This window comes from Flavobacterium sp. 3HN19-14 (genome assembly GCF_051373205.1).
Classification (GTDB): Bacteria; Bacteroidota; Bacteroidia; order Flavobacteriales; family Flavobacteriaceae; genus Flavobacterium.
In genome coordinates, this window is the sequence record NZ_JBPPZT010000001.1 from 1,285,983 (window position 1) to 1,301,132 (window position 15,150).

The 15,150-nt window shown below is 40.0% G+C and carries 11 protein-coding genes and 3 pseudogenes; 10 read left to right on the plus strand and 4 right to left on the minus strand.

From position 1 onward, the window contains the following. Positions 1-71: 71 nt before the first annotated feature. Complete coding sequence (locus ACSLFW_RS06725; protein ID WP_436555137.1) at positions 72-524, minus strand: hypothetical protein; 453 nt, start codon at positions 522-524, stop codon at positions 72-74. A 361-nt stretch (positions 525-885) separates the two neighbouring features. Between ACSLFW_RS06725 and topA the strand changes: the two are divergent. From topA to ACSLFW_RS06760, 7 genes and pseudogenes are all read left to right on the plus strand, one after another. After that, positions 886-3,432: pseudogene (topA, locus tag ACSLFW_RS06730) on the plus strand (type I DNA topoisomerase). Positions 3,433-3,435: 3 nt separating this feature from the next. Beyond that, a complete protein-coding gene (locus tag ACSLFW_RS06735) occupies positions 3,436-4,587 on the plus strand; it encodes a formimidoylglutamase (RefSeq protein ID WP_436555138.1) in 1,152 nt (383 codons plus the stop codon). Between the two features lie 144 nt (positions 4,588-4,731). Continuing rightward, a complete protein-coding gene (gene gldK / locus ACSLFW_RS06740; RefSeq protein WP_436555139.1) occupies positions 4,732-6,141 on the plus strand; it encodes a gliding motility lipoprotein GldK in 1,410 nt (469 codons plus the stop codon). Positions 6,142-6,194: 53 nt separating this feature from the next. Next, positions 6,195-6,838 (plus strand): annotated as a pseudogene (gldL, locus tag ACSLFW_RS06745) (gliding motility protein GldL). Between the two features lie 51 nt (positions 6,839-6,889). Next, positions 6,890-8,425: a gliding motility protein GldM gene (gldM, locus tag ACSLFW_RS06750; RefSeq protein ID WP_436555140.1), complete on the plus strand. Its 1,536-nt coding sequence runs from the start codon at positions 6,890-6,892 to the stop codon at positions 8,423-8,425. 47 nt (positions 8,426-8,472) lie between these two features. Next, positions 8,473-9,465, plus strand: a complete 993-nt coding sequence (gene gldN / locus ACSLFW_RS06755) for a gliding motility protein GldN (RefSeq protein ID WP_436555141.1) — start codon at positions 8,473-8,475, stop codon at positions 9,463-9,465. Positions 9,466-9,526: 61 nt separating this feature from the next. Further along, entirely contained in the window at positions 9,527-10,585 is a 1,059-nt protein-coding gene (locus tag ACSLFW_RS06760) for an NAD(P)/FAD-dependent oxidoreductase (RefSeq protein WP_436555142.1), read from the plus strand. Here ACSLFW_RS06760 and ACSLFW_RS06765 read toward each other — a convergent pair. Next, positions 10,574-10,885 carry a DUF983 domain-containing protein gene (locus ACSLFW_RS06765; RefSeq protein ID WP_436555143.1) on the minus strand — a complete coding sequence of 104 codons (312 nt, stop codon included), beginning with the start codon at positions 10,883-10,885 and terminating at the stop codon, positions 10,574-10,576. The genes ACSLFW_RS06760 and ACSLFW_RS06765 overlap by 12 nt on opposite strands. A 152-nt stretch (positions 10,886-11,037) precedes the next feature. Between ACSLFW_RS06765 and ACSLFW_RS06770 the strand changes: the two are divergent. After that, positions 11,038-12,944: pseudogene (locus ACSLFW_RS06770) on the plus strand (ABC-F family ATP-binding cassette domain-containing protein). Between the two features lie 65 nt (positions 12,945-13,009). Here the strand turns inward: ACSLFW_RS06770 and ACSLFW_RS06775 are convergent. Both ACSLFW_RS06775 and ACSLFW_RS06780 read right to left on the minus strand, forming a co-directional pair. Beyond that, positions 13,010-13,711 (minus strand): phosphatase domain-containing protein, encoded by a 702-nt coding sequence (locus ACSLFW_RS06775; protein ID WP_436557389.1) that lies wholly within the window; start codon positions 13,709-13,711, stop codon positions 13,010-13,012. Then, positions 13,662-13,970: a hypothetical protein gene (locus ACSLFW_RS06780; protein ID WP_436555144.1), complete on the minus strand. Its 309-nt coding sequence runs from the start codon at positions 13,968-13,970 to the stop codon at positions 13,662-13,664. Before ACSLFW_RS06780 ends, ACSLFW_RS06775 begins: the two co-directional genes overlap by 50 nt. Before the next feature lie 60 nt (positions 13,971-14,030). Here ACSLFW_RS06780 and ACSLFW_RS06785 point away from each other — a divergent pair, with 60 nt between their 5' ends. Together ACSLFW_RS06785 and ACSLFW_RS06790 are read left to right on the plus strand one after the other, a co-directional pair. Then, the gene (locus ACSLFW_RS06785) at positions 14,031-14,438 is read left to right on the plus strand and encodes a diacylglycerol/lipid kinase family protein (RefSeq protein ID WP_436555145.1); all 408 of its coding nucleotides are present in this window, start codon (positions 14,031-14,033) and stop codon (positions 14,436-14,438) included. Between the two features lie 5 nt (positions 14,439-14,443). Further along, positions 14,444-14,905 (plus strand): diacylglycerol/lipid kinase family protein, encoded by a 462-nt coding sequence (locus tag ACSLFW_RS06790; protein WP_436555146.1) that lies wholly within the window; start codon positions 14,444-14,446, stop codon positions 14,903-14,905. Positions 14,906-15,150 lie beyond the last annotated feature (245 nt).

The window sequence follows — 15,150 nt, forward strand, 5'->3', positions numbered from 1 at the left end:
AGTTAGGGTTTAACAAATATTTTACCCACTTCCTGTAGAGATTTTTTGAAAGATTCTGTTATTAAAGAAAACTATACCTCATTAATCTCGACAACGATGCAGTTGCCCGATACTACAATGCGGATGCCTTTTACCGATTTTCCGTAAACAGTTTGTTCGGTTACAGCTTCTTTTGGGATTAAATGCTCGCTTTTTAGAAGGCTTAAGACGGCATTTCCCAGTTTATATGATTGCTCGTTTCCTGTGAGTGTTGAAACTTCGACGCACTTTAAATGTGGCCATGTCGTTTGCAGTTCTGCAATTTTATCAAGGATATAACTTTTGTTTTCTTCCGTTAAACCTGATGGTGTTTGCGAAACGACTGCAATATCTTTGCTTTTGACAGTGTCTTTATTGATTGAGGGTGCAATATTTTGCGGAATGATGGTATCACTGGTTTCAATCACATTTTCATTTGCTGTTTCCGGAATGACCTGATTTTGTTCTGCCGGAATAATAACTTCACGTTGTTGAGGAGATGACAATTTGATTTTATGTTTTTCATTTTTGGCGTATGCGTTATTCCAGTGCTCAAAACTATCGGAAGCGATTCCCGAAACTACTGCAACTACCGCTAAAAGAATGGATAAAATGTTCCAGATTTTACTATCTGTGAATTTCTTTTTGTTGTCATTTATTATGTATTGTAAAGACCGACAAGCTGGTTGTCTGTGTCTGTGATTTATGGGCGAGCGAAAATAAAAAATCCGCGCTGATTACAGCAATTCTGACTGAAGAAAATTCCGTTAAAAAAATAAAAAACTTGCATTTTAAAAAAAACCTATACTTTTGCGACACACAACGCAACTGGCCATCCTGCCCGAACGACTACATAAAAAGAGCAACATGGCAAAGAATTTAGTGATAGTGGAGTCGCCTGCTAAGGCAAAAACAATTGAGAAATTTCTGGGCAGTGACTATCAGGTAGAATCGAGTTACGGCCATATCGCCGATCTTCCTTCAAAAGAAATCGGCGTCGATGTCACGAACGGATTCAAACCCAAATACGAAGTTTCCCAGACAAAAAAGCACTCGTAAGCAAACTCAAAACACTTTCCAAAAATGCCGAAATGGTTTGGCTCGCAAGTGATGACGAACCAGTGAAGGGGAAGCGATTTCCTGGCACCTTGCCGAAGAATTAAAGCTCGATAAAAACAAGACCAAGAGAATTGTCTTCCACGAAATTACCAAGACTGCAATTTTAAAGGCGATTGACAATCCGCGTGAAATTAATTATGATTTGGTTAATGCGCAACAGGCCAGAAGAGTTCTTGACAGATTGGTGGGTTACGAATTGTCTCCGGTTTTATGGCGTAAGGTAAAAGGCGGATTGTCAGCCGGGCGTGTGCAGTCAGTTTCAGTAAGATTGATTGTTGAACGTGAACGTGAAATCCTGAATTTTAATGCCGTAGCGACTTATTCGGTCGTTGCTGAATTTACCAACGAAGCCGGAAAAGCTTTCAAAGCAAAACTTCCGAAAAACTTCAACACGAAAAAAGAAGCCGAAGATTTTCTTCAAAAAAATATAGGCTCTATATATAAGGTAGCGGATCTTGAAACGAAACCTACCAAAAAATCTCCTGCCGCACCGTTTACGACTTCGACTTTGCAGCAGGAAGCGGCGAGAAAGCTGTATCTTCCGGTTGGAATTACGATGCAATTGGCGCAAAGATTATACGAAGCGGGATTGATTACTTACATGAGAACCGACAGCGTCAACCTTTCACAGGAAGCAATGGGCGCAGCTCAGGCAGAAATTGTGAAGTCTTACGGAAAGGAATTTTCAAAACCACGCAATTTCGTTACCAAAAGCAAAGGTGCACAGGAAGCACACGAAGCCATCCGCCCGACGGATATGTCACGTCATTCGGTGAATATTGACCGCGACCAGGCGCGTTTGTACGATTTGATCTGGAAGAGAACCTTGGCATCCCAAATGAGTGATGCCGAATTGGAAAGAACGAATGTTAAGATCGAAGCCAACAATCACGGCGAACTCTTCACGGCGACCGGCGAAGTTTTATTGTTTGAAGGTTTCCTGAAAGTATATCTCGAAGGTCATGATGATGACGAAGAAGAACAGGAAGGAATGCTTCCGGCATTGAAAGTCAGCGAAAGATTACAGAATAATTACATTACCGCAACTGAAAGATATTCACGTCCGTCGGCAAGATATACCGAAGCTTCTTTGGTAAAGAAACTTGAAGAGCTCGGCATTGGCCGCCCGTCGACTTATGCGCCGACAATTTCGACCATCATCAACAGAAATTATGTTGAAAAAGGCAATCTCGAAGGGCAGGAGCGCAATTATACGCAACTGACTTTACAATCAGGTAAAGTCGGCGAAAAGATACTGAAAGAAAATACCGGTTCAGATAAAGGAAAACCTGTCCCTACCGACATTGGTACAATTGTGACGGATTTCCTTGTGAAAAACTTCGGTAATATCCTCGACTATAATTTCACAGCAAAAGTCGAGCAGGATTTTGACGAAATCGCTGAAGGCAATGTCAACTGGGCGAAGATGATGCAGGAGTTTTACGATAAATTCCATCCAAATGTAAAGGAAGTAGAAGCGAATGCAGAACGCGAAAGCGGCGAAAGAATCCTCGGGACTGATCCGAAAACCGGAAAACCGGTAAGCGTCCGTTTAGGGAAATTCGGTCCGATGGCACAAATTGGTGAACCCGATGACGAAGTAAAGCAATTCGCCAGTTTAAGGACAGAGCAGAACATCGGAACCATTACTTTGGAGGAAGCGCTGAACTTATTTTTGCTGCCGAAAAATCTAGGTATATATAAAGGAGAAGAAGTAGAAGTGAATAACGGGCGTTTCGGCACGTATGTGCGCCACGGAAGCGTATTTATTTCGTTGCCAAGAGGTGAGGAGCCTTTGGATGTGACGATGGAACGCGCACAAATCCTCATTGATGAAAAATTAAAAGCCGATGCACCAATCGCTCATTATAAAAATGAACCGGTTCAGAAAGGTGTTGGGCGTTTCGGCCTTTCATCAAATGGAACGGTTTGTTCATCAACGTCAATAAGAAATACAATTTCGACAATCTTTCGCAATCGGATGTAGAAACGCTGATTGAAGAAAAATTGCAGAAAGACATCGATAAGGTAATCCATGACTGGAAAGAAGACGGGATTTTGGTTGAGAAAGCCCGTTGGGGACGTTCGGTCATTACTAAAGGCAAAATCAAAATTGAGCTCAGCAAAGATGTCGATGCAGAAAAACTGACACTTGATCAGGTTAAAGAAATGATCGAGAAGAAAGCACCTGCGAAAAAAGCGGCCGCCAAAAAACCTGCTGCTAAGACCCGAGGCAAAGCCGAACAGGGCGAAGCTAAAACTCCGGCAAAAAAAGCAACTGCAAAAAAGAAGTAAAGCATGGGATTTGATTTTCTTTCACCATTAGAAGATGGTTTTATCGATTTTACATCCGGACTGTCATCACAGCAATTGGGCAGTAAAATCGTATTGCATTCTGAAAAAGATTTTCCGGACACAGAAAAAATCAACCTGGCAATTGTTGGTGTTTTAGATAACCGCGGTGATAATGCACAATTTGAAGAAGTTGATTTGACCGAGATCCGCAAGGAATTCTACAGCCTTTTTCCGGGAAACTGGGATGCGTCGATTGCAGATTTGGGAAATATCGAAGCGGGAAATTCCATCGAAGATACTTACTTTGCTTTACAGATGGTAGTGGCAGAATTGATTAAGAAAAAAATCATTCCGATAGTCATAGGCGGTTCACAAGACTTAACTTATGCCATGTACCGCGCCTACGACGGACTCGAGCAAATGGTCAATTTAGTGGCCATCGATAACAAGTTTGATTTCGGGAAACCCGAAGAGCCGATAAGTGCCGGTTCTTACCTTTCAAAAATCGTAATTCAGGAGCCGAATAACCTTTTCAATTATAGTAATATTGGTTACCAGACCTATTATAATTCACAGGAAGAGATAGATTTGATAGAAAAGTTATTTTTTGATGCATATCGCCTCGGCGAAGTAAGCAATAATATATCGATTTCGGAACCGGTTTTCAGGGATGCCGACATAATAAGTCTAGATTTAACAGCAATAAAATCTTGTGATTCAGGTAATTTTATTACTTTTACGCCCAACGGATTTAACGGAAAAGAAATATGTTCTTTATCCCGTTATGCAGGAATCAGTGATAAAGTTTCATTATTTGGGATTTTTAATCACAATAATTCAAAACAGGAGTCCGTTTTAGTAGCCCAGATCATCTGGTATTTCATAGAAGGGTTTCAATACAGGTCTAAAGAATACCCTTTCGGAAGCAAAGATAACTACCTGAAATACATGGTTCAGCTTGAAGATGAAGAACTTGTATTTTATAAAAGTGATAAAACGGAGCGTTGGTGGATAGAAATACCGTTTATTTCAAATGTTAATAATAAACTAAAAAGAAATACGTTATTACCTTGTTCACACGAAGATTATCTGGCTGCCTGCAATAACGAACTGCCCGAAAGATGGTGGAAGGCACAAAGAAAAAATGTAATATAATTCAGCTTATTGATATGAAAATTAGATTTATAACATTTGATTTCACATTTATTTAGCTTTTTGTTAGTAAAAAAATTGTTTTTTAGAAAAATAATAAATAGGTTTACGCCCTTAAATTAAGAATACATTATAACCCAAATTTATATGAAGAAGTTCATTGCATTTGCAGCATTATCATCATTATTGTTTAGCTGTGGTTCAAGCGATAAAGGGGAACTCGTAGGAGTTAAAGGAAAGAAATGGCATCCTGAAAAGCCTTTCGGGATGACTTTAGTGCCGGGTGGTGCCTTTATTATGGGTAAATCAGATGATGATTTGGCCGCTATTGGAGACGCTCCGACCAAAACAGTTACTGTTCGTTCGTTCTATATGGATGAAACCGAAATCACCAATAGTGAATACCGTCAGTTTGTAGAATGGGTTAAAGATTCAACTATCAGGGTTCGTCTGGCTATTTTGGCAGATGAAGTTGGTGGCGGTGCTTCGGCTGGAACAGGTGGCAAAAAAAGCGGAAAATCAGGCGGAAGTATTGCTGATTACGCTTTTAACGATGCTGACCCTGCGAAAATGACACCTTACGACAAATATATGTATGAGAACTACTATAGTGTAGGTACTGATGACGATATGTATGCCGGAAGAAAATTGAATCACAAAGTTAAATTGGCTGCCAGTACAGCGAAATATCCGGATGAATATTACACTGAAGTAATGGATTCTATGTATATTCCTGTTGCAGAATCATATAACGGTCTTAGAACTATTGATGTTTCCAAATTGAAATTCCGTTATTCATGGATGGATATTGGCGCAGCGGCTAAGGCTAAAGTTGGTAAAAGAAAAGATTTCATCAAGACGGAGCAGGTGACTGTTTACCCTGATACTACTACATGGATCAAAGATTTTGCTTACTCTTATAATGAGCCAATGCACAATGATTATTTCTGGCACCAGGCTTACAGCGAATACCCTGTAGTTGGGGTGAACTGGAAGCAGGCGAAAGCGTTTTGTGCCTGGAGAACTTTGAACAAAAACACTTACGTAAAATCTAAAAAGAAACACCAGGATCTTGTGAATTCATTCCGTCTTCCAACGGAAGCAGAATGGGAATATGCGGCAAGAGGTGGTCTGGCATCTGCAACTTATCCATGGGGAGGTCATTATGCAAAAAGCGACAGAGGTTGTTTCCTGGCTAACTTTAAACCAAACAGAGGAGATTACGCAGCAGACGGTGCGCTATATACTGTAGAGGCGAAATCATATGATCCAAACGGATACAATCTTTATAATATGGCAGGAAACGTTTCCGAGTGGACAGATTCATCTTATGATGCAGGTGCTTACGAATATGTTTCTACAATGAACCCGAATGTACCGGATTCAAAAAACCAACGTAAAGTGGTAAGAGGCGGTTCTTGGAAAGACGTTTCTTATTACCTTCAGGTGAGTACACGTGATTTTGAATATGCTGACACCGCAAGAAGCTACATCGGTTTCAGAACCGTTCAGGATTACATGGGAATCTCAAACACAGGTAATCAGCCTGGAAAATAAAAATTAAACCAACTTTATTAAACTATCTTAAATTAACAAAAAACAATTTTATTATGGCAATTTTAAGCAAAAAAGCAATGAATTTCGCTTACGGTATGGGAGCAGCAGTTGTAATCGTAGGAGCATTATTCAAAATCATTCACTTTGAACTTGACCATTAACCGGTAACGTAATGTTGACTATAGGACTTGTAACTGAGGCATTAATCTTTGCTTTATCTGCATTCGAACCGGTAGATAATGAATTAGACTGGTCATTGGTATATCCTGAATTGGCAGGTGGTCAAGCTAAAGAAAAAGGTAAAAAAGAAGATCCTAAAGATGCACAGGGAATGTTGTCGCAAAAACTTGACGCTATGCTTAAAGAAGCAAAAGTTGATGGTGAATTGATGGCAAGCTTAGGAAACAGCATCAAAAATTTCGAATCAGCTGCTAAAGGAATCTCTCCTGCTGCTGACGGAATTGCTGCTACAAAAAAATACAGCGAAGAATTGTCTATGGCTGCTGCTCAAATGGAATCATTGAACAGTCTTTACAAAGTACAGTTGGAAAGCGCTTCAAGAAATGCTGAAGCCAACAAAGAAATCGCTGATAACGCTAGTAAATTAAAAGACCAAATGCAATCTATGACTGCTAACATTGCTTCTTTGAACAATGTTTACGGTGGTATGCTTTCTGCAATGAACAACAAAGGATAATTAGTTTCAGACTGACTATATTTTAAACACTAACAAACTAATTAGAAAAAAATGGCAGGAGGAAAACTAACCCCTAGACAGAAGATGATTAACCTGATGTACCTGGTTTTCATCGCGATGTTGGCACTTAATATGTCCAAAGAAGTCTTATCGGCTTTTGGATTGATGAACGAAAAATTTGAAGCAGCGAATGCTGGTGCGAAAATGACTAACCAGCAAATGTTGGCGGCATTAGACCAAAAAGCTGCAGAGGCTGCAGGAGAATTTGCAGGTGCTGCTGCTACAGCTCACAAGGTGGAAGCTGCGTCTAAAAAGTTTTACGATTTTATCGAAGGTTGTAAAGCAGAAACTAAAAAAGGCGTAGAGGTAGGAGAAAACGGTAAATTGCCATACGAGCAAATGGATAAAGGCGCAAATCTTGATGAGAGCTGGTTCATTGGTGATGATTACACAAAAAGAGGTAATGATGTTATCGCTGCTATCAACACCTATAAGGCTGATATGAAAGCTGCACTTACTGACAAAAAATATGCAAATATTTTAGCTGAAGTAAACAAAGCTTTTGATATCTCTGATGTAACAAACAAAGAAGGTCTCAAGGACAAATTCCTGAACTACCATTTCAAAGGTTTTCCTGCGATTGCATCATTGTCTACATTATCTGCATGGCAAAGTGATGTTAAGAAAGCAGAGTCTGACGTAATCAGTGCTGCTTTAGGTAAAGCTGCGGTTCAGGCTGCTTCTTACAGCAACTATCAGGCAATTGTAGTTTTAGAGAAAAATGCATATTTCCAAGGTGAAAATGTTAAAGGTAAAGTGGTACTGGGTCGTTATGACGAAAATACTAAACCAACTTCATTCCAAGGTCCTGGTAAATTAGAGAATGGTCAAGCTGTTATCTCTTTAACTGCTGGTGCAGTTGGAGAGCAAAAAATCAACGGTCAGTTTACATTCGTTGAAGATGGAAAAACGATTCCATTGAAATTCGAAGGTGCTTATGTTGTTGTACCGCGTCCAAACTCTGCTACAATATCTGCAGATAAAATGAACGTTGTTTACCGAGGTGTTACAAACCCTATTACTGTTTCTTTTGCAGGTGTTTCTGATAACAATGTTACGGCTTCTGCTCCTGGCCTTGTAAAGGCTGGCGCTAACGGTAAATATAATATGAAACCTGCTAGTGGTAATGAGGTTAAAATTAATGTAACCGCTAAATTGCCTGATGGTAAAAGTGTAGCCGATACTAAAGTATTCAGAATCAAGAGTATTCCAAATCCTGAAGGAACAATCGGAGGAACCTCTGGCGTTGTTAAAGGACAAAGATCAAGATTAGAAGCTTCTACTATTGGTGCTGCTTTACCAGACTTTGATTTTGAAGTGCAGCTTAACGTAGTGCAGTTCAGCATGAAAGTTACCGGACAGCCTACAGTTGTCGTAAATGGAAACAAATTGAATGCTCAGGCTAAAGCGGCTCTGGCAAGAACTACACGTGGTGACCAGGTTACTTTCTCAGAAATCAAGACCAAATTAGTAGGTTCTGATATTGATTTGAGAAAAACTGCTATCGTTGTTTACGAAATACAATAATAAATTTAGTCAGGCGTTATAAAGTCAGACACATTGAATATACAAATATGAATTGCAAAAATCTTTTATCAGCCATTTTGCTTGCAGGAAGCCTTACTTCTTTTGCACAATCGAATCTGTTGAATGCTAAGACTCCGGATGAGATTGGTAAGAAAACGGCTGCCCAGTTGAACTCAGACAATGACAAGCCACTTCCTTATGGATATGTGCATGACAGAGATATCATGATGGGTAAAGCTGTTTGGGAAATCATCGATTTGGATGAAAGAATTAACTTCCCGTTATATTACCCTGTTGATACCGCTAATATCGGTAAAGACAGAAGATCTTTGTTTGATGTTCTTATTAAAAATATCAAAGAAGGAAAAATCACGGAGGTTTATGCAGACCCGTATTTCAATACAAAACGTAGTTTAGGTGATTTAGAAAGTACTTTTAAATTTCGTGATACAACAGATGCTGGAAAAGACTTATTGAACTCTGATCCTGAATCATACAGAGGACGTCACGTTGCAGCACAGCCAGAAAAGAAAAACAAAAAAGGTAAAGTAATCCAGGCTGCCACTCCGGCGCAGGATTTGCCAGCCTCTAAAACACTTTCAGCTGAGTATATCGACGAAAGATTCTTGACTTCGCAGGATATCTCTGGTTACAAAATCAAAGGTTACTGGTATTTTGACAAACGCCAGGGTGAAATGAAGTACAGACTTTTAGGATTATGCCCTGTAGCCCCTGAGGCTAAAGAAGTAGGTGCTGAAAATCCTGATGTAATTGAACTCTTCTGGATTTATTTCCCGGCAGCAAGAGATGTACTGCACGGAGCGAATGCTTTCAATGATCGCAACTCTGCAATGCCAATCAGTTTTGATCACCTGTTGAATTCAAGACGTTTCAATTCTGTAATTTACGAAGAAGAAAACGTTTATGGTGACCGTTTGATTGACCAGTATATAAAAGATAACGCGCAGTTGCAATTGCTGGAATCTGAGAGGGTAAAAGAAAAGATTCGTAATTTCGAACAAGACATGTGGAATTACTAAAAGTTCAACATTAATATCAAAAACTCCTGTCGATTGGCAGGAGTTTTTTTATTTTTGACCCATGACAGATTATTTAATTGTTGGCTGCGGATTGGCCGGAATCGCTTTCGCTGAAAAAGCGCTCGATGAAGGTAAAAGTATCATTGTTTTCGACCACAATCAAAACAGTTCTTCACGAATCGCCGGAGGTTTATACAATCCGGTTATACTGAAAAGGTTTAGTGAGGTCTGGCGGGCAAAAGAGCAACTTCAATTGCTGGAAGGATTTTATCAGAAAATTGAGGAAAAACTCAATTTTAAGTTTAACTATAAACTTCCAATCCTAAGAAAATTTTATTCAGTAGAAGAACAAAATGATTGGTTCACTGCATCGGATAAACCCAATTTATCAGATTTTCTTTCAACTAAAATCGTTACAGATAAAATAGATGGCATTGACGCCCCATTTAATTATGGCGAAGTATTGCATACCGGATATGTGGATACAGTCAGTTTAATCGAAAAATATAAAGATTATCTAATTGATAAATCTTGCTTAATTGATGGTGCCTTTGATTATAATGAGATAGTTTTTAAGGAAGATTACATTCAATATCAATTTGTTGAAGCAAGACATATCATTTTTGCTGAAGGTTTCGGTATACACAGCAACCCGTATTTCAGATATCTTCCCGTCGATGGGACAAAAGGTGAATTGTTCATCATCAAAGCCCCTGAATTAAAACTCGATTTAATCGTCAATACAAGTGTTTTCATTCTTCCATTGGGAAATGGTTTATTTAAAGTTGGCGCAACATATGACCCGATTGATAAAACGCAGGAGCCTACAGAAGATGGGAAGCAATTATTAATCGAAAGAATTAAAGAAATTCTTAGTTGTGATTTCGAAATCATAGCGCATTTTGCCGGAATCCGTCCGACGGTAAAAGACAGAAGGCCATTAATAGGAACGCATCCGGAGTATAGCAATTTGCATGTCATCAACGGATTGGGTACAAGAGGTGTGATGTTATGGCCGCAAATGGCAAAAGAATTATTCGAAAACATTGAATGCGGAACAACAATCGATAAAGAAGCCGACATCAGGCGGTATGAGAAACGGCGCAGTTTATTTCCCTGAATTTGGGTCGTAATGCATGAAGATGTTGATGTAAATATTGCGTGAAAAACGCGTTATCATGGGCATCAATAAAATCAATCCTGCAAATATGGCAACGAAAGCCATTTTAAGATTTGTCTTCAATACCATAAACGAAAGAAGAAAAATCAATATTCCAACCGCAACGGCAACAGCATAACTCACGAACATCGCACCAAAAAAGAAATTCGGTTCCATTTTATATTTTGTGCCACAATGGCTGCAATTCTCATGCATCTTCATGGTTTCCGAAAGCACATACGGATTTTTGTTGACATACATGCTCTCATTCTGGCATTTGGGACAAGTTCCTGTTAAAATGCTATATAGTTTGGATCCTTTTTTTAACATTTGCAAAAAATTTCATTAAGCCGGATTTGGTTGCCGGATTGCGGCTCAAAATTACGAATACATTTACACATAAATCACAATAAATGCTTAACATACACAACTTATCGGTTTCTTTTGGCGGTACTTATTTGTTCGAGGAAGTGACTTTCCGTTTAGGTGCCGGTGACAGGGTCGGACTTGTTGGAAAAAACGGAGCAGGGAAATCTACCATGCTGAAAATTCTCGCCAAAGATTTCGCCCCGGATTCCGGAAGCATCGCGACAGAGAAAGAAGTGCGCATCGGTTTCCTGCGTCAGGATATCGATTTTGAGCAAGGCCGGACAGTGCTCGAGGAAGCTTACCAGGCATTTACAGATATAAAAGAAGTAGAGAAAAAACTGGAAGTTGTCAACCACCAACTTGTCACAAGAACCGATTATGAAAGCGAAGAATACAGCCAGATTATTGAAGATTTATCTGATCTGACGCACCGTTTTGAATTATTAGGAGGTTATAACTATGTTGGTGATACCGAGAAAATCCTGCTCGGACTTGGTTTCAAACGCGAAGATTTCAACAACCAGACCGAAACTTTTTCAGGTGGTTGGAGGATGCGTATTGAACTCGCAAAACTGCTTTTACAATCGAATGACATTTTGCTGCTCGATGAGCCGACGAACCACCTCGATATCGAAAGTATCATCTGGCTCGAAAGTTTCCTGCGCAATTTTCCCGGAGTTGTCGTAATCGTTTCGCACGATAAAATGTTCCTCGATAATGTAACGAACCGTACTATCGAGATTTCTCTTGGAAAGGCATACGATTTCAACAAGCCATATTCGCAGTATTTAGAATTACGCCATGAAATCCGTGAAAAACAATTGGCTACGCAGAAAAACCAGCAGAAGAAAATTGAGGAAACCGAAAAGCTGATTGAGAAATTCCGCGCCAAAGCTTCAAAAGCCTCAATGGCACAGTCGCTTATCAAGAAACTGGACAAGGTTGAAAGGATTGAAGTTGATGAAGACGACAATTCGGTTATGAATATTTCGTTTCCGGTTTCAAAAGTTCCCGGACGGGTGGTTATCGAAGCGGATCATGTGACTAAGAAATACGGAGACAAAACCATCCTGAAAGACATTTCGCTTTTGGTGGAACGCGGCAGTAAGATTGCTTTTGTTGGCCAGAATGGCCAGGGAAAATCAACATTCATCAAAGCTATTGTGCATGAATTTCCGTTTGAAGGCAGTATAAAACTCGGGCACGACGTCCAGGTTGGTTACTTTGCGCAAAATCAGGCAGAATACCTCGATGGCGAAATCACATTGTTGCAAACCATGGAAGACGCCGCTACAGACACCAACCGCTCGAAAGTGCGCGATATGCTGGGTTCTTTCCTGTTTCGTGGTGACGATGTCGAGAAAAAGTAAAAGTACTCTCAGGAGGCGAGAGAAATCGTCTGGCACTTTGTAAACTGTTACTACAGCCGATCAACGTTTTAGTAATGGATGAGCCGACAAATCACCTCGACATTAAATCGAAAAATGTATTGAAAGCGGCATTGCAGAAATATGAAGGTACTTTGCTGCTGGTCTCACACGACAGGGATTTTCTTCAGGGAATGTCGAATATCGTTTATGAATTTAAAGACCAGAAGATAAAAGAATATCTGGGTGATATCAATTTCTTTCTGGAGCAGCGCAACCTGGAGAATATGCGTGAGGTTGAGAAGAAAGATGTGGTTAAGAAAGAAACGCCAAAGGAAAACACCAAGGTTTCCTATGAAGACCAAAAAAAAGGAAAAGCACTGCAAAACCGGTTGAGTAAAGTTGAGAACCAGATTCGCGATCTGGAAAAAGACATCCAGCACGATGATAAATTACTGGCCTCTAATTATGACAAGCATATTGAGGATGCATCATTCTTTACGGCTTATAATAAAAAGAAAGCTGCTTTGGATAAGTTGCTGGAAGAGTGGGAAGCGGTGCAGGAGGAAATCGATGCGCAGTAATTTTAATTTTTGCTTACAGATTGAGCCGAAAGCCCGACCCGCAGGAAACGCCCGAAATCAAGAAATCAATCCAATCTTCTTAGAATGCGCAATCGCCTCGCTGCTGTCTTTAAAATAGCAGGCAAAAACTCCAAGGCTTTCCATGTTTTTGATGGCTTCGATGGCTTTTTCTTTTTGTAGTCGCCAATCTGGCGGATGTAGACTGCCTTAACCGTTACGGGAAAAATCTTGCAGATGTCTTCGTAAAGAAAAGGGTCGTGCTGCGAATCATCGCCGAGTAAAGTGTATTGTAAATGTGGGTAGAATTCGAGGATGTGCTTAATCTTGTCGAATTTGTGGTTGTGGTCGCCTCTTCCCGTAAGAAAAAAATCGGTGAGGCTGGTTTTGATGTCTTTTAATAACAATACTGCTCTTGGCAGTTGGTGGAGTTCGGTGAATTGTATGATGAAACGGTACAGGTTCCATTCGCTGCTTGAGACATAGAAGAATGCGTTCTGTTCGTCTTTTTTGTTTCTTCCGGCGGTGCTTAAAGCCTGATAATGCGGCACAACGTCGTCGAAAATCTTCCTGTCATTCACATTTCGGAACAATAAGATATATAATTTCTTGAAGGCATTCCGCGTATGCGACACCAAAAACGTGTCGTCGATATCGGAAATAAAACCCAAATTGCCTTCGTATGGACGTATGTAACTGCCTTTTGCGGTGATTTCTTCGTTATTGTAAAAAATGCTTACGCGATAATCGGTGCCATCCATAACCGACATCTTCACTGAGCGGAATGCAGAACTTAAAGAACCCGTCGTCTAATGTTTTGGTATGTATTTTCTTGTCGCCGTGCTCTAAATAGACATCAGCGTTTGCTTGTGTTTTTATCCGAAACATCCTGATTACAGAACGGGCATTTTTGAATTTCTTCTTCTGGAAATCATAATCTTCCTGTGTCGTTGGCCGAAAAACGCTGCCCATTACAATCAGTTCCTGCTCATTTGCATAGCCGCGGTATAATTTTAAAACTGGCTTCATAAAATTTTATACATTTGAGTTTCGGTATAACAAATTACGAAATTATCGGCAGATAAGCTTATGAACGCACAAAAGAAATACATCTTTGTTGTCAATCCGATTTCAGGCGACGTTGATAAAACCGAGATGATTTCGGCTGTTGAAGCATATGCAGAAGAAACCGGAATCAAAATCGTCACCTTTGAAACTACAGGTGAAAATGACGAATCAGCACTCAAAAACCTTTTCGAAAAGCACCGCCCGCACCGCGTTTTAATTGCTGGTGGTGATGGAACGATAAAAATGGCAGGTGAGGCATTGCAACATCAGGATGTGATTTTCGGAATCATTCCGGCCGGTTCTGCAAACGGATTGTCAGTCGATTTGAATTTACCTGCAACCATTGCAGAAAACCTGCCGATTGCTTTTCATAGTGATGCGATGGAAATTGATATGATTTCTATCAACAATAAAAAAGCCTGCATTTAAGCGATTTGGGGTTGAATGCACTTCTCGTTAAAAACTACGAAAACTCTAATGTGCGTGGGATGATTGGTTATGCGTTGCAGGCGATTACGACTTTAAAAGACGCAGAGCCACCGTTTTATGTAAAGGTTAAAGCCAACGGAACTGTTACCGAATGCGTTGCGCGAATGGTCGTCATCGCCAATTCCCAAAAATACGGAACCGGCGTTACCATCAACCCAACCGGAAAAATGGACGACGGTAAATTTGAAATCGTTATCCTCAAAAACCTCGACCTGATTGTTTTCGGAAAAATCATTTCCGGCAATATGCCTTTAGATTCCGGTGATGTCGAAATCATTACTACAGACAAGGCTGAAATTACTACAGAAATTCCGGTCAGCTTTCAGATTGACGGAGAATATTGCGGAGAGGAATCTGTATTGGACATTCACATTTTGCATAAGCAGATGAAGGTGGCGGTTCAGTAGGGTTCAGGGCTCTGTTTGAGAGTGTCAGAATACTTTTAAGTTTGTCTTTACTTCGGGCTCCGATAATTGGTTTTTAAAAAATTTCGTTCAAGATTATTTTCTTTCTCATGGAAAGTCGAATTTTTCCGGCTCCCAAACCCTATACCCTGAATCAAGCGTCCTGTACCCATGACAAATATGCATTATGTGTAACTTATTATGAAAGTCGTATAACGAAAGTCTTTTGTAAAAGAATCAATTTTACA